Genomic DNA, 19,859 nt, shown 5'->3' with positions numbered 1-19,859 from the left:
ATGCCCCCTTGTTCTCAGCGATTCTAATGACGGTATGATGAGTGTAATTCTATCGCAGCAGGTTATCGCTATTTTCGCAACAGTATCCGTACGCTCGTTGACTATTCCCTGTTTTTAGGTAGGATTGGCCGATGGCAGTGGACATACTCGCATTTGCGGCGCACCCGGATGATATCGAGATCACCTGCGGCGGGCTCCTCCTTACCCTCAAGCGCAGGGGATATACGACCGGCGGTATCGATTTTACGCGCGGGGAGTTCGGTTCCAACGGCACGGTGGAAGAACGCCAAGCGGAATGTGCCGCTGCGACCAGGATACTCTCCCTCGATCACCGGTCGAATTTCGGTTTTCCCGACGGGAAGTTGTCATCGTTCGATCTCGAGACCATGAAAGCGGCCGCCGTACGAGCCATACGTACGCATACGCCGCGCATACTCGTGCTCCCGGACAGGAAATACCGTCATCCGGACCACGGCATGGTGGCGAAGGTGGGATACGAGGCGCATTTCTACGCGGGGCTTATGAACTATCTGCCGGAAATGCCGCCCTATCGTCCGAAGCTCGTCATCTACGCACCGTACAATCGGCGTTACCATCCGTCGTTCATCGTCGATGTGAGCGATGTCGTCGAAGAGAAGCTTGAGGCGATCAAGGCCTATCGCTCGCAGCTTTTCACCGGCGATACAAAGGCGGATACGCCGCTTTCGCACAGGAATTTCATCGACCGAATACGCGCATCGATGATGCATTACGGATCCATGGCCAATGTGGCCTACGGCGAACCGTATCTCATGGAATCACCGCCCGCCGTCACCGATGTCATTTCGGCATTCGGCCTTTCTGCAAAAAAATGAATATCGGCATCACCTGTTATCCCACATACGGCGGGAGCGGCATCATCGCCACCGAGCTCGGCAAGGCGCTCGCCCGCGCGGGCGATGAGGTCCATTTCATCGCGTCATCACTCCCGGTTCGGCTTTCCGCGTTCGATGAGCGCATCCATTTCCACGAAGTGGGCGGGCTCGCCTATCCGTTGTTCGAGCATCCGCCGTACACGCTTAATCTCACCAATCGCATGGTGAAGGTCGTGCGCGAACATCATATCGATGTGCTGCATGTGCATTACGCCATACCGCATGCGGTGAGCGCCGTTCTCGCACGCGATATACTTACTGCAGACGTGAGCGGTGTGAAGATCGTCACCACGCTTCATGGCACCGACATTCTCCTCGTCGGTCAGGATGAATCGTACTTTGATATCACGAAATACAGCATGGAACAAAGCGATGCGCTTACCGCGGTGTCGGACTATCTTTCGGCAAGGACGAAGGAGATATTCGGCATAACGAAGAACATTCGTGTCATAAAGAATTTCGTCGATGTTGCCGTGTTCTCGCGCGACGCGTTCGCGGGATCGTCCGTCGTCAGACACGGATCATCACCGGTATTGCTCCACGTGTCGAATTTCCGGCCGGTAAAGGATATCGCCGTGCTCATCAAGGCCTTCGCCCGCGTAAGAAAGCGCGCCGACGCGCATCTTGTCCTCGCCGGCGACGGCCCCGAACGTCCTGCCATGGAAAAGCTCGTGCGCTCGCTCTCCCTTTCACAAAACGTCACCTTTCTCGGTGCCACCGACGCGCTCCCTGCGATAATGGCGTCATCGGATATTTTTCTCCTGAGCTCAACGCTCGAATCGTTCGGGCTTGCCGCGCTTGAGGCCATGGCCATGGGCGTGCCGGTGGTCTCCACCGATTGCGGCGGCATACGGGAGGTCGTTGCCGACGGCGTAACAGGGCGCATCGTACCGGTCGGTGACCATGAGGGGATGGCGAATGCCGTATGCGGGCTCATCGATGATGTGCCGCTTCGAAAAAGAATGGGAGATGCGTCGTATCAGCGTGTGCGCGACGAGTTCACGATAGAGAGGATCGTTCCGCGGTACCGGGATGTCTATGCATCTATCTAATCGTATTTTATGACGAACACATCGGAACTGCCGCTGTGTGTGAGGTAACATCTATCCCCGCCAAATTGTTATTCTTCGCTTCACGTGCTTTTTTTGGCTCCCCTTTTGAAGGGGAAAGGGGTCGGGGGATAGGGGTTTATATTGCGCTGTACGCCTAATCGTATTTCACGAAAAGTAGATCAGTGCCGCCGCTGTATGTCTGACCGTCAACGGAGCCGGCTGCATTTCCCCCGAGGACGACATTTCCCGCGGGGTCCACGATGACCGCTGTCGCGTAATCACCGCCCGTGCCGCCGCGCAGCCGCGTCCATTGCCAGTTACCGTTCGCTGCATATGCGCAGACGAAGGCGTCCTGCGAGCCGCCGCCGAATATCTGCCCGTCAAATGCACCGGTCGTGTCGCCCGCGATGTATATCATCCCTTTCTTATCAACGGACACGCCTTTCCCGGTATCCCCCGATGAACAGCCGCGCATTCGCGTCCACTTCCAATTGCCTTCTGCATCGTATTTCACCAGGCAGGCATCCGTACTTCCTGCAGGGACTTGCCCGTCAAAGACGGCATCAGTGGACGCTGCGATGTAGAAATTACCGCTCACATCGGCCGCTCCCCCGTACACGTTGTCGCTGTTCGCCGTCCCCCGCTGTCGAGTGAATATCCAATTCCCGGATGTGTCGAATTTGACAAAACAGATATCGGTCAGTCCAAAGGCTGTCTGTCCATCGAACGATGCGTTCGCCTGCATCGCAACATATATCGAATTACCCGCTACGGCTATTGCCCTGGGTTGATCGGTATTCACCGTGCCGCGCATCTTTGTCCAGAGCCAGCCCCCGTCGAGTTTATACTTCATCACGACCAGGTCCGATATGGCGCTGTACGGCTGTCCGTCGAACGCCCCGTTCGCTTCACCGCAGAGATACAGCGCACCGCCGCTGTACACGATATCGTAGGGAGTATCATTCCCGCCGGAACCACGAATGCGCGTCCATTGCGGGAAACCATCCTTTCTGAACTTTTTTATGAAGATATCCTGTCCTCCAAAACCGCCTTCGCCGTCAAAGCCAGATGTGGTGTTCCCGGCAAGATACACATTATCCTCGGTATCGACGGCAACGCCGTGGCCGACATCGTCACCGGCACCGCCCGCAAGCCGTGTCCAGAGCCAATTGCCCTTTGGGTCGAACTTGATGAGGTATGCATCCTGAATCCCGCCGCCGAACGACTGCCCGTCAAGGGTACTCCCCGTATCGCCACACACATAGATATTTCCGGTGCTGTCCGCTGCAGTGCCGTTCACGGTAAGTGATCCGGCATTGCCGCGAAGGCGCGTCAACTGCCAATTCCCGCTGCAGCCGTACGTTATTCCCTCAGGATCGAAGGGGTTTGTCCGCGGAAGCTGATCATAAAAGCAGCCCACGGCCGAAACCATGAACACGGCCATAAGCGCGATAAGGTACCTTGAACCAGCCATATGCTGTACTCGTTATGCAGTATTTGCTAGAACGTATCAAAAAGTGAGCGTATCGTCAACTGCTTCCTTACATCCTGCACGCTCAGGTCCCCGCGCTCCAGCGTCACCCGCTTTTTCATGCCCGGTGCCAGGTCGAAATAATTGTCCGAGAACACTGTATCGCGGCCGGCAAGATCGAGCTCGATGAACTTTGCATAGGCGGTCGCGGTCACTTCGATGACGACATTCCCGCTCTTCACATCCTTGCCGACGACCGTGCGAAGCTTCGGGTCTGCGAGCGAGAGATGCTTGTAGGGCGCGAACACCGTGCTCCCCATCGACGATGCGTGCGACTTCTCATCGGTGAACGAGAAGAAGAGCGCGCGCTCGCGGATCGTACCGGAAAGCTCTTTCGAAAGATCGAGCGATACGCCCAGCTTGCTCGAGAGGGGGTCGATCTTCACTTTCACCGAATCGGTGCGTATGGATTTGCCGTTCATATCGATGAGCTTCCACGTGAGCGTGCCGGAGAGCGCCTCGCGCGTTTCATTGGATACATGTATCGACGCTTTATCCTTCGTTTCCTCGCAGGAACACATGACGGGCGCGAAGAAGCGTTTCGCCGCATAGTGGAGCGCCTTCCAGCGTCCGTAGAAATCGACGGATGCCCACGATGCCACCGGCCAATTGTCGTTCAACTGCCAGTAGATGGCCCCCATGCATCGCCCGCGGTTGCGCCGCCAGTGCTCCACCCCGCAGCGCATCGCTTCGGACTGCGAAAGCTGCGATACGTATACGAGCGAATCAAAGTCCCTGGGATAGCGGAAATACTGCGCGATATAGGAGAGTATCTTGCCGTTGCCGCCGTTGCAGCGCTGATGGTCTTCCATGACCGGCGAGAAGATGTTCATATCCTCTTCCTCGGCGAAGCTTTTTATCGTCTTCATCGAGGGGAACGATTCGAAACCGAATTCCGACATGAAACGGAAGAATTTGCTGCGATAGTCGGTGAACGCCACATTGCCGTGCCACACTTTCCAGTAATGCGCATCCCCGCGTGCCTCGCCGTTGGGGTCGTCGAAATCGCCGCCCGAGGAGGGCGATGCCGGCCAGTAGAACACGTACGGGCACACCTCGGAGACGAGCTTCGGGAAGAGGAATTGATATTGCTTGAGGTATTCGGTCTTCGACACCGGCGGTTTCGGAAAACCCCATTCGACGAAACCCCATTCCATCTCATTATTGCCGCAGACAAGACCGAGCGACGCGTGATGGCGCATGCGCATGAGATTATACCGTACTTCCGCTTCGATATTCCTGTAGAACGCGGGGTTATTCACATCGTAGGTGGCGCAGGCGAACATGAGATCGTGCCAGATGACAAGCCCGTATTCGTCGCACAGGTCGTAGAAATCGCTGGAGGGATAGACGCCGCCGCCCCAGACGCGTATGCTGTTGAAATGGGCATCGACGCAGTCCTTGATGAGCCGCTCGGTGCGTTCGCGCGTCACGCGGGTAAGACAGACGTCCTCGGGTATGTAGTCGGCGCCCATGGCGAATATCGATACGCCGTTCACATGGAACTCGAAGCTCTCGCCCCATTTGTCCTTCGCCCGGCGCACCGTCATGGTCCGAAGCCCGATGCGGTGCGTGATGGAATCGATGACCGCGTCGCCGTGCATGAGATCGATCGATACGCGGTAGAGCGGCTGTTTGCCGTAGCCGTTGGGCCACCACAGTTTCGGTTCCGTTATCGGTACGGAGAACTTGTGATTGATAGCGTGATAGGTGAGCGTTTTCGTCCCGTCGGGGGCCGCTATGGTCGCGCGTATACGGTAGTCGGTGTTCTGCCACTGCTCGACGACGGTCTCCACATCGAGCGTCACCGACGAGCTGTTATGCCGCTGTATGATATGCGCATCGGAGAGCCGCGCGCCGGAGTGTATCGCGATACGCAGCGGACGGAATATGCCGATGTCGGGGATCTGCGGACCCCAGTCCCAGCCGAAACTGCAGTGGGATTTTCTGATATGCGCAAAGCCGGTAAGCGCGTCCCCCGCGCCCCACAGTTCGCGTTTTTTCTGCGCTTCCGTGATGTACTTCACCGCGTCGGCGAAGGTTATCTGTATCGTATTCTTTCCGGAGCGTATCTTGTCATCAATAGCGAAGCGCCAGGCGCGATGCATATTGTCCGTGGTCCCCGCCTTTTTTCCGTTGATCACTATCGTCGCGAGCGTATCAAGCCCTTCGCATTCGAGGAATACGTGACGATTCTCCACCGTGAGCGCATCGACACTGATGTCGAATTCCCGTTCGAAGATGAAATCGCGCGAGGCGATGGCCACGGCACGCCGGTTCTCCTCGCGATGGAACATCCCCCGTTTGCCGAACGCCCCGTCGCGCTCAAGCGCTTCGAACACGGTGCCCGGTACGGCGACCGTGGTCGAGTAGGTGCCGTCCGCTGAACGTACGTTCCACATTCCGGCAAGATCGATGTGTGACATGGGGTTTCCTTTGTGCATCAGTTTCTGGTATAGAGGAATCGTTTTATCGAACGCTTGGGGGTCTTCTCGAATTCCTCGGGATAAAGCTCTATGCGCGATACGGTGATGAACGCGGGAAGCCTTTTCGCGAGCAGTTTCAGGTTCTCGTCCATTTTTTTCGTAAGCCCCCGCTCATCGAGCCCTTCGGCATCCGCCTTCTCATAGTCCGGGTATACGAGCGCCACGAGCTTATTGTCCCGTTCAATGACGATCGACTCCTGCACATACGGGAGATAGTTGAGCTTCGCCTCGATCTCTTCCGGGTAGATGTTCTGTCCGGAGGGGCCGAGCATCATGGTCTTCGATCGGCCGCGTATGAACACATTGCCTTCGCTGTCCATGATGCCGAGGTCGCCCGTACGCATCCATCCGTCTTTGGTGAACGAATCTTTCGTCGTTTCCTTATCCTTGTAATAGCCGCTCGTTACGTTCTCGCCGCGTACGAGTATCTCACCGGCCGTCGCCGCGGGATCGGCGGAATCGATCTTCACCTCCATGCGTTCCACGGTGCGGCCGACGCTCCGCGGGCGGAAGTACTTGAAATCGCTGTAGGTGATGATAGGACCGCATTCGGTCATGCCGTAGCCGACGGTGTAGGGGAAGTCGATCGAATGGAGGAACGCCTCGACCTCTTCATTGAGCGCGGCGCCGCCGATGATGAGCTCATAGAATTTCCCGCCGAAGGCCTTCACGAGCCTGGCGCGTATCGCCGAGTGTATCGCCGTTTTCACGAACGGGAGCTGGGTAAGTATCCTGATGTGCGCCTTCTCGAGCATGGGCTTTATCTGCCGGGCATAGATCTTCTCGATGACGAGCGGTACCGTGCATATGATGCGCGGCTTCACCGCAGCGAACGCTTCGATGACTATCTTGGGCGAGGGTATCTTCGCGAGGAAGTTGATGTGACACCCGCAGGTTATCGGGAAGAGGAAATCGAATGCGCAGCCGAACACATGGGCTACCGGAAGGAAGGCGACCGTGGTGTCCCCCGGGACAAGGGAGAAGTTGTTGCGCCCGAAGACGACGTTCGAGCTTAAGCTTAAGAGCGGGAGCATGACCCCTTTCGAGAAGCCCGTTGTGCCGGAGGTGTAAAGTATCGCGGCGAGCCTTGCATTATCGGCCTTCGGCAGCGTGAATGATTCCTTCGTTACGGAATGTTCCATGCGGTGCTTGAAATGGGCCACTGCTTTGTGCACCACATCGGCAACCGACCGGCGTGCATGATGCCTGAGCGAGAAGTCGGTGAGCGAGAATATGCCGCGGACGCGCTTCATCGCGCCCGGATCGAGCTTGTCGATGATGTCATCGGAGGCGAACACGAACACGCTGTCCGAATGGTTCACGATATGGTGCATGTCGTCGGGATGGAAATCCGGCAGTATCGGTACGATGACCGCCCCGTAGGAAACGACGGCAAGATAGGCGATGCCCCATGCCGCGGAATTCCTTCCGACAAGTGCGATGGAATCGCCGCGGTGCACGCCGTTCTCATCGAAGAGGTGATGGAGCATGAGCATCATCCTGCCCATTTCCCCGTAGGTGTACCCCGATCCGCCGTGATCAGAGACCGCCGGGAGGTCCCAATTCTCCCTCACTGCATGCGCAACGAGATCGACCAATGTTTCTTTCAGCATTGCGTATCCCCCTCGTGTGGTCCTTCCGCCCTATTCGATCAGTATCGCCCCGGCGAGCACGGTCACCCAGACATTGTGTTTCTTGACGATGGCCGACTGCGTGACGTTGTGCGTCTTGACGATCTGATCGCTCATCTTCCAGATATCGCGCTTCAAGTCATACGATGCATCCGGGTCGAAATCGAGACCGAGGATGGTCGCGAGCATTTCTGCGGCGAGATCTTCCGCGTAATCACCGCACTCCTCATCGGTCATGCCGTAGGAATGATGCTCGGAAAGATAGCCGTGCTGATGCTTGTGCTGCGGCACCGCCATGCCCACCGACGCGGCGAGGAGGCGATTGTACTCATTGCTGGAAATATCGCTCAGGACGCAATGGACTATCTGTCCCGGCTCAAGCTCCTTCAATCCCTTCTCTATCGGGATGATCTTGCATCCGGGCGGATAAATGCTCGATACGCGCACCAGATTGAATTGTGCGATGCGTGCGTCGCGCAGAGCCATCTCGAAGCTGAACAGCTTCTCCTTATGGATGCCGACACCCTTCGTCAGGAACAGCTTTTTCGGTATGTACATATACGACCCTCCTCGTGCCTAGCGTGACGGCGGCGCATCATCGATGCGATTGCCGATGTTATCGTCTTCCGGCGGGATCTCCCGGTCATTGCCCGGCGGCCCGTAATTGTCGTCGCGATAGGACGGACGATAATTCCCGTTGCGATCGGAATTCCCGTAATTGTTCCCGCCACCGCCATAATTGTTCCGACGATAGCCGCCGCCGCCACCACCGTAACCACCCCCGCCTCCACCGCGGCGACCATAACCGCCGCCGCCGTTACCCCCGCGTCCGCCGTATGCGCGACCGCCTTTGGGGAGTATGCATACCTGCTTGATGGTGCCATCGCCCTCGCTCTTTGTCTCGACATCCTTGTCGTCCTGGAGCGTGAGATGGATGATGCGTCGCTCGTAGGGGTTCATCGGTTCGAGCATTTTCGGCCGGCGTGTGCGTTTGACGACGCTCGCCATCCGCCAGGCGATGTCCTTCAGCGTCTCTTCGCGCCGTTTGCGGTACCCGTCGATATCGATGATGATGTGATGCTCTTCCTCTTCGGTGCCGTTGCCCGGCTCGCTTGCCGCGGGGCGCCCGTTCATCTTTGAGGTGATGAGCGTTACCAGGAACTGCAGCGCCTCGAGTGTGGAGCCCTTCTTCCCGATAAGCACGCCGGAATCGGGGCTGTCGATGTTGATATATATCTTGCTCGCGCTTTCCTCGCCGGCGGCCACGGTAGCCGGGACGCTCATGAGCTTCAAGACGTTCTCAAGGATATCCTTGACGTCCTTGATGCGGTTGGATATCTCCTCGTAGTAGATGCGTACACGAGCCGGTATCTCTTCGCCGATGCCGAGTATGCTCCGTTTGCCCTTATCGAGCACTTCGATGCGCACCTCGTTCTCGGCAAGACCGAGCTCTTCGAGCGCATTCTTCACCGCTTCTTTTTCAGATTTTCCGCTGAACTCTTTTACTAGCATATATCGTTCTCCTCGCGCTATTTTTTCACGGTGACCGTTACCAGCTTTTCCTTCCGGAAATAGTTGGTGTACATCTGCTGCGGCAGGCTCAGGAGGTTCATGAGCGTCCAGTAGAGCACGAGCCCGCTCGCCATATTATACAACAGGAAGAGGAACACCAGAGGCAGTATGTAGCTGAACACCTTCATCTGCTGCGCCTGTTCACCCGTGCCGGATTTCGGCGTGAGCACGGTCATAAGGAAGCTTGTCGCCGTCATGAGTATCGGGAGAAGGTTCACATCGAAGCCGCTTATCGTCATGAGACGGTCGGGGGAAGTGAGGTCCTTTATCCAGAGGAACGACGCATTGCGCAGCTCCACCATGTTCTGCATCATATAGAAGAAACCGATGAGTATCGGGAAAGGAAGGAGCATGGGCAGACACCCGCCGAGCGGATTGACCTTCTCCTTCTTGTAGAGCGCCATCATTTCCTGATTGAGCCGCTGGGCGTCGTTCTTGAACTGCTGCTTCATCGACTCGATGCGCGGGTTTAACATGCTCATCTTCTTCATGGAATTGTAGGACGCCTGCGAGAGCGGGAAGGTGATTATCTTGTAGATGAGCGTGAAGAGTATTATAGCCCAGGCGTAGTCCTTCGTGAATTTATAGAACCAGTCGAGTATCCAGTTCATCGCATACGTGAGCGGGCGGATGTTGAGGCCCGGGATGATGAAGTATTCCTTGAAGATGAAATCGTAGTTGCGCCCGTATTCGGGGAGCGCGGTGCGCTTCTTGGGGCCGAGATACGCCGAATATTTCTCAACGATCACCTGCCGCGGTGCGAGCGAAACAGCGGCGAGATAATTGACGATCTGGTGTCCGTCGATGTCCTGCGCTATCTTGGGGTCCGGGAGTGTTGCGCTTTCGGCGAAGTAATCGGATTTCGGGGGCGAGAGGAATATCGCGAAGTAGCGGTTCTCAACGGCCACCCATTCCTTGGGGCCGGCGACGGGCTTGTATTTCAGCTGCTGCTCACGCCCGGAGAGGAGATCGTCCTTGTCCTTTTTGCCGAGTTTGAGCCAGGACGCTTTCACGACATCGTCGGGCGTTCGTTCGTTCTTCGGGCGATAGGGACCGAGGCCCGAGCCGGTGAATATGGCATAGGGCACCGATACCTGCGAACCGGAGAGGTTCTCGAAGGAAAGTTCGGTGTCGATGAGGAAATCATTGGACAGGAGTGTGAATGATTTCTTCATCCTGAGCGGCGTGCCGTTGACAGAGACATCGGCGATGAACACGATGCGGTTGGAAGATCGCTCGGCGACGCCGTACGCAACCGGCGTGTGCGGGGCTATCGAGTTCGAAAGATCGCTGAAGCTCGTGTAGAAGGGATATATCCCGTTGAGCACGCGGTCGACCATCTCCACCGGTTCGCCGGAGAGCATGGAATATTTTTTCAGCTTGTAGGACGTGAGCACGGCATCCGCACTTGAGAATTCCGCGCGGACGCGGTCGTTCTCGAGCGCTATCGACTGTACGCCGAACACGGCGAGCGGCCGCACCGAAGGGGCGTTCGTGCCGAATGTCACCGGGGCTGCCGCTGCGGGCATCGATGCGGGGGCATTCGTTGTATATGTCTGCGGTACTGCTTTCGGTGTGAGCTTTTCCTGCACTACAAAAAAGGTGATCATTATCACCGCCGATATGCCGATGGCGAGCATGAGACGCATGTTCTGGTTCATTCTTATTGTTTCTCCTTAGAGGTAGCTGTCATTGTCATGGTACCGGGTCGTAACCGTGCCCCCCCCAGGGGTGGCATCGCATAAGTCTCAGAAAAGTGAGTGCACATCCGCGTACTGCGCCGTGCCGGAGAAAGGCCTCGCGGGCGTACTCCGAGCATGACGGCGTATACCGGCACGACGGGGGGAGGTGCGGTGATATTATCTTCTGGTAGAGTGTGATGAAAAATATGAATATATGTCTCATTGTTCCAAATTTCAGGTAAAACGACGCAGGAGAGCGGAGAGCGAATCCGACCGGTCCTTATACTCGCGCGCAACACGCCTCCGTATGATGATGACGAAATCATATCCCTTTACGATGGATGCCCGTGCTTTCCTGAATATCTCGCGCACCAGCCGCTTTTCGCGGTTGCGCTCCACGGCATTCCCGAGCGTACGGCGCACTACCACGGCCATGCGGGAGAAATCCCTGCCATTCGCGGCCGCAAGCACTCGATACGCATCATCCGCGTACGTTCTATTCCTTTCAAAGATCCGTTCGATATCCGCTCGCGATTTCAAGCGTTCGCGTTTGGGATATCGGCTAGCGCTCATCGGAAGAGGTAAGTTTGTAGCGTCCTTTCAGGCGTCTACGGCGCAATACTTCACGTCCGCCGCGTGTCTTCATCCGCTTGCGAAATCCGCATTTACGGGCACGGCGCACCTTGCTCGGGCTGTACGTACGTTTCATCTGGTCAATTCTCCTCGAGATATATAGCAACACCGCCCCGTGTGAATGGAAAGCGATGAGGTATTCACCGATAAAGTCCCGGCATTCTATCGCGGCTTGGAGGTTTTGTCAATACAAACGATGGGTCTGTTATCGCGGCAATTTCCAGCGCGACCAAAGCACCGAACATGGCTCATCCTTCCTATATTGCTGATAATATGCGGTGAAAATACTGCCGTCAGCCAATTCCACGCTCGATGGATAACCGAGATCGCCCGTCGGCCCGCGATCATTGATGATGATATCGGTTTCCCACGTCTTTCCGTCATCGCGGCTTATCATCGCCCGCTCACCGAACGGTTTTTTGCGGTAGCCGTACGAGCAGACAATTGTGCCGGATGAGTGACGCATAAGATGCGGCGGGGCACCGTGAATACCGAGCGGCTTCGCCTCGCTCCATGTCTTTCCGCCGTCGAATGAATCCGTCTGCAGGAGCGTTAACACGGATCCTTCCGCATCTTTTATCGAATAATCATTATAGCGGATAAGCCCGAGAATGTGTCCGCCGCCGAGATCAAGGGCATGCGGCTCGTTGAAATTGTCGTGTTTCCAGTCCTTCGGGAGCGGCACCGTGCCGAGCTGTTTCCATTTCTTCCCGTCTTTGCTCGTCCAGGCTTCGATGTTGCCTTTGCCGTACTTGTTCGTATCGTACTGATATTTTCCTTTTACCACCGTTGCGAACCGTTTCCCGAAATAGAGAAGCGTGCCGTCCGCACGAAGCGTAGGACCATGCGGTGCGCTTACCGGCGATGGATAAATCTCGCCCCAGCTCTCGCCGTTTTCGCTCATACGTACATACGATCCCTGCCAATGCGCGAGGTCATCGTTCCAGAGCGCGACGGTGTTCATCCACACGGATGAGCCCTTGTACATTTTCGTATAAACGCGTATGTCACTGATGAACCACGAGGCAAGGAGCTTCTTCCCGCCAAGGGATATGATGCCGGCGTCGCGGTCATCGAGCGGCGTGTCGGTGATTATCTCCGGCGCCGACCACGTGCGGCCTTCATCCTTGCTGCGGAATATCGTGGTCTTGCCCCACGGGCATATATGCGAGTTGCGAAATCCCGATGCAGCGACGATGAGCTCGCCCGCGGGCGTCCGGCAGACGGTGGGCCAGCCGAAATAGCCGAGATAGCTTTTCTCTTCGCGGTGTACGATTCCATGTTTTGCTGATACTCGCTTTATCATATGCTGCTCCATGTCATAGTGCGATCGGATAGCTTCGCTGACAGGCATAGTATAATCACCTACGACAACAAGCAATAGCAGTATCGTTCATTTTTATTGCAATTGGATTCAGCTAGCCGTCGTGCATATTGTTCGCTTTATGGCACTCGAAATCCGGAAAACCATTATTGCGATCGGAAGAGAACCGGCCTCGAAACAACTTGAATACGAATCCGGAACGAACGTAAAACAACTCGCGGAGTGGGGGCGAATGTCGTGGAAACAGTGGGCTCGCTATCGATCTGAAAACCTCTGAATGGAAATTTCATTCAAATTGATATACGATTGAACGAAATTGATACTACTTAAGACAGCCTGTTATTATCCTTATACTCCAAGTATAGATGGCTATGTATCTACCCATAGATCCACCGCCTCTGAGAGAACGAACACAGGGAGTGTTGCTCATGCGTCCAATTGAAAAAGCAGCGGTAATGGCCGGTCTCCTGGCGGCGTTCGTCGGGAATGCGTTCTTCTTATCGCCCGCGGCATATGCTGAGCAGCAATACCCCGGGGCCAAAAGCACATCGGTCGGTTTCGATCCCGCCGTGCGCATCAGCCATTCTATGTATCAGCGTGGAAATAAACCAAGGACCCGGGGGGCGCAGGAATATGCCGATATCGCCGCAGCAGGTGTCGCAACGATATCATCGTGGCTGTGGTGGAATTACATCCAGACAAACCGTGATGACAGGGGATATCAGTATGACTTTTCGATACCTGACTCAGCGTGTGCACTGGCGGCACAACAGGGGCTCAACATCCGCATGGGTGTCATGTCGAGCTCCCATAATCTTCCGGATTTTCTGGAGCATACGCTCATGGTGGATCAGAACGGAATTATTGTAAAGGACCACCCGGATGCAATAAAACGGTATGCGACGAGGATACCATCACCGCACAGCCGCGAAGCGTTCACAGCGTATACGAATTATGCCGCAGCCCTCATGCAGCGGTATGTGAAAGACAATTCCATCGTTGACTGGCTATTCAATTTCGGGAACGTGGAAACGACGTTTTTCGACAAACCGGGCAAATTCATGCCCGATGGTCAGCCGGTTATTTACGACTATTCCCCGGCGGCACAGGATGACTTTCGCTCCTATTTGAGGGACGTGAGACATTTCTCATTGGAAGATATTCAAAAAAGATATGGCAGAGCGTTCGTTTCCTGGGATGATGTAGCGCTGCCGAAACCCGACACTACACAGGAGTCCGATCTAAGGCTTGCATGGTTCGATTTCCAGCTATTCCGCCGATGGCGCGTGTTCAACAATGGGCTTGCAATCGCAGAATTGGCTTCGAGGATGGGCGTGCGTTCATATGTGATGAATCTCGAGCGCACTGCAACTGCAGTTGAGGCAAAACGGTACGGCAAGACCGGTGCCGGTATCGACATTACGCATTCTGAAAGAAGATTCAGCTACATTCTCTTCTCGAAATTCCGCAGCCAATTCGGCTGGGACATCCCGTTCTACTGTGAGCCGATGGCCATCCAAAAGCTTGCCGAATCGACTGAAGTCGTTGCCGCGGGGCTATACCATGCATTGTCATTCGCTGCTGTCGGTTATCAGTGGCTGGGGAGTGAGTCCATACGACCTGGAGTCGAGACCGTCGAAGAGTATGTAAAAAAGCGGAAAGCAAGCCTCGATATTCTCCTCAGGACGCAAGATGTGTTCGGCCATATCACCGGTGCACGTCGTGTCCAAGCGGATGCCGCGTTCATCGATTCCTATATCGGAGCGCTCGCATCATCACGGACATTTCGCCTATCCGACAGGAATTTTGATGCGCAGGAACTGGCACTCTGCGACAGCATTATCGAAAACATATATCAGCCAGATGCCATTTGTGACGATACGGATGACGAGCTTTCGAATTATCGAATTCTTGTGGACTGGGGGAATACGGTCGTCGACGGGGCCGGTCTTGACAGGATAGTTTCCTATGTAAAGAACGGCGGTGTTTATCTCACCTATGCATCGTCCGGCAGATTCATCGCGGGCGAAAAGGATTCCTATTCGTCCGTAAGCAACAAAGCCCTTTCTCTGTTCGGCATCGATGCGGTTTTCAACTTCAAGCATGCGCAGACATCCGCAATGACCACGATACCGCAGACGCTTCAAGCCGCCACTGTCCTCCTGACCAATTGCGCACTTCTCGTTCGCTCTGCTCAGCCGTATGAAACACTCGCAACGAACGCAGCCGGTGCTCCGTTCATGCTCCGGTATGCGGTCGGCAAAGGAAGTGTCCTGCTCCTTCTGGGAACACCGCTGTACGCCTCGTCACCGACACGAGCATTTTTTGAGAACGTCTTCAAGAACGAACATGTTCGTGTCCCATTTTCCACAAGCGATCGCGACATACGTCTTTCCGTGCTGAAAAAGGGGGGTAGCCACTTCATTGTAGCGTATAACCAAAGCGAAAAGAGGACCGTCACGGCGTCCCTCACTCCTGGCCTTACGCCCGGAAAATACACAGCGACGGACCGTATGCAGCCGGAAATCGTGGCTGGGACGATCTGCGAGAATGACGGGACCGTGAAAGCGACGTTCGCACCGTTCGAACTTCGTGTGTTTGAAATTTCAATGAAATAAAGATAGCCGAGCGATCTGTTACGTGCCTTACTGATTCCTGCCGATACGGCTGAAGTCAGTTCAAAGTGTCATCCGTTTCATCTGAGACTGATTACCATACTGGTTGCCATGTAAATATGCGGATTCAGACCCTGATACTATTTCACCGTTTCTATCGATAATACACCCTCGGGACGGCCTTCATGCCGAATGGTATCGCACAGGAAGATATCGTAGATCATTTCTGCGAATGTCGTTACCGTCCGTTACGACACGGTATGCGCAAAAAGCACCGGAATGAAGCACACTGTCGGCCGCCCGGGGGAGCGCACTTCGGCTTGCATTTCCTGTGATTTCACGTAACTTCTCGGCAGGGATGGTGGGATCAACGTTTCGGGGGAAACCATGGAGTACAAACATCCCACTACATCGTACGCGCATCCGCCGATACGCATCATCGCCGACGACCGTGAGCGGGGTTCCGGCGTCATTGAAAAATTACGAACGTATGCCGATGCAAGCGTTTCAACAGCGCGTCTGATCACCGGCGACTATCGTGCAGACAACACCATACTTTTCGAGCGAAAGACGCTCAGGGATCTCGCCATGTCCATTATCGATGGAAGACTGTTCCGTCAGGCTTCACGTCTCGCCGGGAGCGGCGTCCGTCCGGTGATGATACTTGAAGGAATGCCGAAAGACTTAGAGGGCATGAACATTGCCCGCGGATCGATGCAGGGGGCACTCATAGCGATAACCGTTTTCTACGGGATACCCGTACTTCGAACGATCGATGCTGCCGACACTGCGCATACGATAATGCTGACCGCGCGTCAGTCGGCGAGATACGCTTCGGGTGCGCTTAAGAGACCGGGCTATCGTCCGAAGGGGGAACATGCGCGCAGGCTTTTCATACTGCAGGGAATTCCGGGGATCGGGGCGAGGAGGGCGGAACTGTTATTGCAGCGCTTCGGATCTATTCATAAGATCGTCAATGCGAGCGAGGCAGAGCTTATGGAAATAGAAGGCATCGCGGAAGGTGTTGCGCGAAAGATGACATCGCTTCTTCGGGGCACAAAAGAACATGCAACAGAACGGGGGATTGACGGTATTCGGGGGCGAGAATATACTGTCGTGCATGGAAGTATCGAATAGTAACGACGAAAAGGTTTACCCGCTTATGGATGCACTTACCCAGCTTCGAAAAGATCCGGCATTGCTGACGCTTATCGTTCTCTCGCTCGGGCTGCTCGTACTTAAGATCGTGTTCATCGCCATGACCGGTGTCGTCGATGATGAAGCCCTCTATTATGTATGGGGGCAGAACCTTTCGCTCGGCTATCTCGACCATGAGCCCATGGTTGCGTACATCAATAGGCTGAGCACGATGATATTCGGGGCGACGCCGTTCGGCCTGCGCATCGGCGGGATACTGCTCTGGATAGCGGGCTCAGCGGTCGCATATGGTTTCGGCAAAAGTCTCAACAATGCAGCGAGCGGTCTTCTTTTTCTTGCCCTTGTCAACCTTACACCGTTCTTTGCCGGCAATGCATTCGTGATGACGACGGATACGCCGTCGCTCCTTTTTATTTTTCTTACCGTATGGATGTATTATCTTGGATTGTTCAAGGATAAGCGATATTTCTATCTCGCAGGTATTGCGCTCGGGCTGGCAATGCTTTCGCGGAGTTCCGTTGCCGGTGTGGTGTTCGCCATCGGCATATTCATGCTCATCTCGCATCGCCGTAAGGAATATCTGCTTTCCAGGGAGTTCTGGCTTTCCTGTCTCATAGCCGTCGCTATCTATACACCGTTCCTCATATGGAATGCGCAGAATGATTGGATATTCTTCCGCTATGCGCTCGGGCGTCAGCTCGTAAAGGCAGGAGGCGGTTTCCGCGGGTTCTTTGAATTATGGATATCGCAGCTCGGGCTTTATTTCCCGGCGTTGTTTTTTTCCCTCGCATGTCTCGTCCCCTGGTATACCGCGCGGGGTGTGCTGCATGCCATAAAGGGTACGGATGATGCCCGTGAGCGGAAATTCTTTCTCGCGATCATTTCTTTCATACCGGCGATCTTCATCCTGCAGAAGTCGTTAACGGTGAAGGTCGAGGCGAATTGGCCGGCATTCATGTGGGCGGGCGCGGCCGCGCTTCTTGCGCTCTGGCTTTCCGAGCGATGGAGGATGCCGGCGAAGATAGCATTCCTGGTGAACAGCGTGCTTGCGGCGATACTGACCGCACTTGTTCTGCTTCATGCGATACATCCCTTCCTTCCTGTCAAGCCGAGCGTCGATGTCACCCGCCGCTACTATACCTATCAGGCGTTCAATGGTGCGCTGAAAGACCACTATCGTACAGCAATGGATACGAATGTGCGTATCGCGGGACTCAATTATCAAATACCGTCGATGGCGTCGTTCTATCTGAAGCCGCACAAGCAGCCGCTGTGCCTCGATTTCGGCACCTATCATGCGACCGCATATGAATTCTGGTTCTCTGACAGTTCGCTTATCGGGGAGTCGATGTATCTCATCACCGGAGCGGGTGATGCAGGCAATTCGAACGCGGCATCCGCAAGATTCAAGAGCATGCGCTATGACGGATGCTTTACCTCGTACCGCGGGAAGGAAGCGATAACATCATTTGATGTGTTCTATTGCACCGGATACCGGGGCAATGGGAAGACGAATACACGATGGAGACCCCGTCACGCCCACGCTCGTCATTGACAAGAAGGGGCGTCATGCTATACTTTCCCCGATCATAGTATTAAGGAGGCATCGTATGAAACACTTTATTTTCCTGATGTTGTGTGCCGTTATGGCATCTCTTGCGCCTATCAATGCCGAAGAGAAGGCCGGCAAGCCGGGTAAGGGCGGTGAAGAAGCGCCGCAGATGGATGAGAAGACGAAAGCTGAATTCGAAGCAGCAAAGAAGAAATTCGATTCCGCCAGGGCGGAATTCGAAGCGGTCATGGAAAAGGTCCGTGGCTCACGGCCCGAAGGTGAGAAACGCGGCGACATGGCTACCTTGACCGGACAGGTCGATATGCTCAAACAGCAGATAGCGCTTACCGATGAGCAGTATAAAAAAGTGAAAGAGCTCGCTGAAAAGCTGCAAAAAGAGATCGATGCGAGGACAGCGGATGTAAAGAAAACGATGGAGACCATCGATGCAGAGCGCGCGAAGGACGCCCCCGACTTCGGGAAGCTCCGTGAGGCGTTCGAGAAGCGGTCAAAGATCGAGTCCGAGAACATGCTCGCGCGGTTCAAATTCCCGTTTGACGCGAAGCCGCTCATTTCGGCGGAACAGTTCGCAAAGTGGAAAGAGATAATGAAGAAAATGGAAGAACGGATGAAGGCCGGGCGTGACAAGATGCCGGGCGGTCAAAAGCCCAAAGGCGGGGAATAACCCGTTTTTCCTTAAGAATATCGGACATTATCCGTCGATCGCCTTGACAGGGCGGCTTCATCGCCGTAGAATGAGCGCATGAGTATCCGATGGGTATACATACTGTCATGTGTCGTGCTGCTGGTTTCCTGCGGTGAGCAGAACCCCAATGCCGTCGACCTCGATCTGAATCGTCCGTTCATTACGCGCATCGTCCCGGGTGATAAAAAGCTCACGATATATTTTGTCGCGCAGAACAGGGAATACGGCTTTGACGGGTATAACATCTACTTCGCCGATGACCGGGCGCGTATACGCGAGCAGCTCGTGCTCTCGCCGACACTGGTGAAGCCTACCATAAAGGCGGACTCGACATCGTCGGTCGTCACCTATTCGTTCACGATAGAGCATAATGTCACATCATACAAGCTTGCCAGCGGTGCTGCCGCCCCGGGGAACGTATCGATATTCAACGGGGTGGGCTACTATTTCTGGGTATCGGCGTACCGGGCGCTGCCGGAAAAGGAAAGCGTGTTCGATCTCAATTACACGGCGTCGGCATATCCGCGTCCGGAGATACTGTCATATTCGGCGGCGGAGAATACCGGCCTTTCCTTCCCGGATGCCGTCGGCCGCCTGAAATTCACCAATGCCGGCGGATTTTTCTGCGTGATGGAGACCAATGGCGGCGGCGTGCAGGATATGGGCGGTGCATCCTCACTTGCCGATATCGTTACCGCTCCGACGAACGGTTATTCATCATCACCGTGCATCCTGCATACGGGGCATCTCTATGCGGTAGCGACATCCACGGCCGTATATGCGAAGATATATGTGCGTTCGGTCGCGGGAACGTCCAATGCCGCCGTCATCGACTACTGCTATCAGCCGACGGCGAACGTGACGAGTTATTGAGATGCGTGCGTTCATCGGTATCATCATCGCCCTTCTCGGCATCTCCTGTTCGGATAACCCGCTCGCGGTCATTGATGACTACAATACGCCCGCGGACGTTCGTTCGGCGCCGAGCAATGCGGGCATCGTC

Annotated in this window: 17 protein-coding genes; 7 read left to right on the top strand and 10 right to left on the bottom strand. The window is 55.2% G+C overall.

Annotation, left to right across the window (positions count from 1 at the left end; all coding sequences use genetic code 11):
- The first annotated feature begins 131 nt into the window (after nucleotides 1–131).
- Complete coding sequence (bshB1, locus tag AABZ39_19715; protein MEK6797010.1) at nucleotides 132–854, top strand: bacillithiol biosynthesis deacetylase BshB1; 723 nt, start codon at nucleotides 132–134, stop codon at nucleotides 852–854.
- Nucleotides 851–1,966 (top strand): N-acetyl-alpha-D-glucosaminyl L-malate synthase BshA, encoded by a 1,116-nt coding sequence (bshA, locus tag AABZ39_19710; GenBank protein ID MEK6797009.1) that lies wholly within the window; start codon nucleotides 851–853, stop codon nucleotides 1,964–1,966. Before bshB1 ends, bshA begins: the two co-directional genes overlap by 4 nt.
- Before the next feature lie 154 nt (nucleotides 1,967–2,120).
- Here bshA and AABZ39_19705 read toward each other — a convergent pair whose 3' ends face one another.
- From AABZ39_19705 to AABZ39_19660, 10 genes are all read right to left on the bottom strand, one after another.
- Entirely contained in the window at nucleotides 2,121–3,440 is a 1,320-nt protein-coding gene (locus AABZ39_19705; GenBank protein ID MEK6797008.1) for an SBBP repeat-containing protein, read from the bottom strand.
- 26 nt (nucleotides 3,441–3,466) lie between these two features.
- Nucleotides 3,467–5,923 (bottom strand): glycoside hydrolase family 2 protein, encoded by a 2,457-nt coding sequence (locus AABZ39_19700; GenBank protein ID MEK6797007.1) that lies wholly within the window; start codon nucleotides 5,921–5,923, stop codon nucleotides 3,467–3,469.
- Nucleotides 5,924–5,940: 17 nt separating this feature from the next.
- Nucleotides 5,941–7,596, bottom strand: coding sequence for an AMP-binding protein (locus tag AABZ39_19695; GenBank protein MEK6797006.1), 1,656 nt, complete (start codon nucleotides 7,594–7,596; stop codon nucleotides 5,941–5,943).
- A 30-nt stretch (nucleotides 7,597–7,626) separates the two neighbouring features.
- Nucleotides 7,627–8,172 (bottom strand): arginine decarboxylase, pyruvoyl-dependent, encoded by a 546-nt coding sequence (locus tag AABZ39_19690; protein ID MEK6797005.1) that lies wholly within the window; start codon nucleotides 8,170–8,172, stop codon nucleotides 7,627–7,629.
- Nucleotides 8,173–8,190: 18 nt separating this feature from the next.
- Nucleotides 8,191–9,126, bottom strand: coding sequence for an RNA-binding cell elongation regulator Jag/EloR (jag, locus tag AABZ39_19685; GenBank protein MEK6797004.1), 936 nt, complete (start codon nucleotides 9,124–9,126; stop codon nucleotides 8,191–8,193).
- Between the two features lie 17 nt (nucleotides 9,127–9,143).
- The gene (yidC, locus tag AABZ39_19680; GenBank protein ID MEK6797003.1) at nucleotides 9,144–10,847 is read right to left on the bottom strand and encodes a membrane protein insertase YidC; all 1,704 of its coding nucleotides are present in this window, start codon (nucleotides 10,845–10,847) and stop codon (nucleotides 9,144–9,146) included.
- Nucleotides 10,848–10,881: 34 nt separating this feature from the next.
- Entirely contained in the window at nucleotides 10,882–11,091 is a 210-nt protein-coding gene (gene yidD, locus AABZ39_19675; protein ID MEK6797002.1) for a membrane protein insertion efficiency factor YidD, read from the bottom strand.
- A gap of 11 nt (nucleotides 11,092–11,102) precedes the next feature.
- Nucleotides 11,103–11,441 (bottom strand): ribonuclease P protein component, encoded by a 339-nt coding sequence (gene rnpA, locus AABZ39_19670; GenBank protein ID MEK6797001.1) that lies wholly within the window; start codon nucleotides 11,439–11,441, stop codon nucleotides 11,103–11,105.
- A complete protein-coding gene (rpmH, locus tag AABZ39_19665) occupies nucleotides 11,431–11,577 on the bottom strand; it encodes a 50S ribosomal protein L34 (GenBank protein ID MEK6797000.1) in 147 nt (48 codons plus the stop codon). Before rpmH ends, rnpA begins: the two co-directional genes overlap by 11 nt.
- A gap of 129 nt (nucleotides 11,578–11,706) precedes the next feature.
- Nucleotides 11,707–12,807 carry a sialidase family protein gene (locus tag AABZ39_19660; protein ID MEK6796999.1) on the bottom strand — a complete coding sequence of 367 codons (1,101 nt, stop codon included), beginning with the start codon at nucleotides 12,805–12,807 and terminating at the stop codon, nucleotides 11,707–11,709.
- 446 nt (nucleotides 12,808–13,253) lie between these two features.
- Between AABZ39_19660 and AABZ39_19655 the strand changes: the two genes are divergently transcribed.
- The 5 genes from AABZ39_19655 (at nucleotide 13,254) to AABZ39_19635 (ending at nucleotide 19,729) form a co-directional block, all read left to right on the top strand.
- Nucleotides 13,254–15,443 carry a beta-galactosidase gene (locus AABZ39_19655; protein ID MEK6796998.1) on the top strand — a complete coding sequence of 730 codons (2,190 nt, stop codon included), beginning with the start codon at nucleotides 13,254–13,256 and terminating at the stop codon, nucleotides 15,441–15,443.
- Between the two features lie 384 nt (nucleotides 15,444–15,827).
- Nucleotides 15,828–16,577: an ERCC4 domain-containing protein gene (locus AABZ39_19650; GenBank protein MEK6796997.1), complete on the top strand. Its 750-nt coding sequence runs from the start codon at nucleotides 15,828–15,830 to the stop codon at nucleotides 16,575–16,577.
- Between the two features lie 25 nt (nucleotides 16,578–16,602).
- Nucleotides 16,603–18,153 carry a glycosyltransferase family 39 protein gene (locus AABZ39_19645; GenBank protein ID MEK6796996.1) on the top strand — a complete coding sequence of 517 codons (1,551 nt, stop codon included), beginning with the start codon at nucleotides 16,603–16,605 and terminating at the stop codon, nucleotides 18,151–18,153.
- 55 nt (nucleotides 18,154–18,208) lie between these two features.
- The gene (locus AABZ39_19640; GenBank protein MEK6796995.1) at nucleotides 18,209–18,835 is read left to right on the top strand and encodes a hypothetical protein; all 627 of its coding nucleotides are present in this window, start codon (nucleotides 18,209–18,211) and stop codon (nucleotides 18,833–18,835) included.
- Nucleotides 18,836–18,913: 78 nt separating this feature from the next.
- Entirely contained in the window at nucleotides 18,914–19,729 is an 816-nt protein-coding gene (locus AABZ39_19635; GenBank protein MEK6796994.1) for a hypothetical protein, read from the top strand.
- The last annotated feature ends 130 nt before the right edge of the window (nucleotides 19,730–19,859 follow it).

The organism is Spirochaetota bacterium (assembly GCA_038043445.1).
In the GTDB taxonomy this organism is placed as follows: Bacteria; Spirochaetota; Brachyspiria; order Brachyspirales; family JACRPF01; genus JBBTBY01.
This window is presented reverse-complemented; position numbering and strand designations above follow the sequence as displayed.

Coding starts and splice junctions, on each gene's coding strand:
- bshB1 (MEK6797010.1), top strand. CDS start 132: ATGGCAGTGGACATACTCGCATTTGCGGCGCACCCGGATGATATCGAG.
- bshA (MEK6797009.1), top strand. CDS start 851: ATGAATATCGGCATCACCTGTTATCCCACATACGGCGGGAGCGGCATC.
- AABZ39_19705 (MEK6797008.1), bottom strand. CDS start 3,440: ATGGCTGGTTCAAGGTACCTTATCGCGCTTATGGCCGTGTTCATGGTT.
- AABZ39_19700 (MEK6797007.1), bottom strand. CDS start 5,923: ATGTCACACATCGATCTTGCCGGAATGTGGAACGTACGTTCAGCGGAC.
- AABZ39_19695 (MEK6797006.1), bottom strand. CDS start 7,596: ATGCTGAAAGAAACATTGGTCGATCTCGTTGCGCATGCAGTGAGGGAG.
- AABZ39_19690 (MEK6797005.1), bottom strand. CDS start 8,172: ATGTACATACCGAAAAAGCTGTTCCTGACGAAGGGTGTCGGCATCCAT.
- jag (MEK6797004.1), bottom strand. CDS start 9,126: ATGCTAGTAAAAGAGTTCAGCGGAAAATCTGAAAAAGAAGCGGTGAAG.
- yidC (MEK6797003.1), bottom strand. CDS start 10,847: ATGAACCAGAACATGCGTCTCATGCTCGCCATCGGCATATCGGCGGTG.
- yidD (MEK6797002.1), bottom strand. CDS start 11,091: ATGAGACATATATTCATATTTTTCATCACACTCTACCAGAAGATAATA.
- rnpA (MEK6797001.1), bottom strand. CDS start 11,441: ATGAGCGCTAGCCGATATCCCAAACGCGAACGCTTGAAATCGCGAGCG.
- rpmH (MEK6797000.1), bottom strand. CDS start 11,577: ATGAAACGTACGTACAGCCCGAGCAAGGTGCGCCGTGCCCGTAAATGC.
- AABZ39_19660 (MEK6796999.1), bottom strand. CDS start 12,807: ATGATAAAGCGAGTATCAGCAAAACATGGAATCGTACACCGCGAAGAG.
- AABZ39_19655 (MEK6796998.1), top strand. CDS start 13,254: ATGCGTCCAATTGAAAAAGCAGCGGTAATGGCCGGTCTCCTGGCGGCG.
- AABZ39_19650 (MEK6796997.1), top strand. CDS start 15,828: ATGGAGTACAAACATCCCACTACATCGTACGCGCATCCGCCGATACGC.
- AABZ39_19645 (MEK6796996.1), top strand. CDS start 16,603: ATGGATGCACTTACCCAGCTTCGAAAAGATCCGGCATTGCTGACGCTT.
- AABZ39_19640 (MEK6796995.1), top strand. CDS start 18,209: ATGAAACACTTTATTTTCCTGATGTTGTGTGCCGTTATGGCATCTCTT.
- AABZ39_19635 (MEK6796994.1), top strand. CDS start 18,914: ATGAGTATCCGATGGGTATACATACTGTCATGTGTCGTGCTGCTGGTT.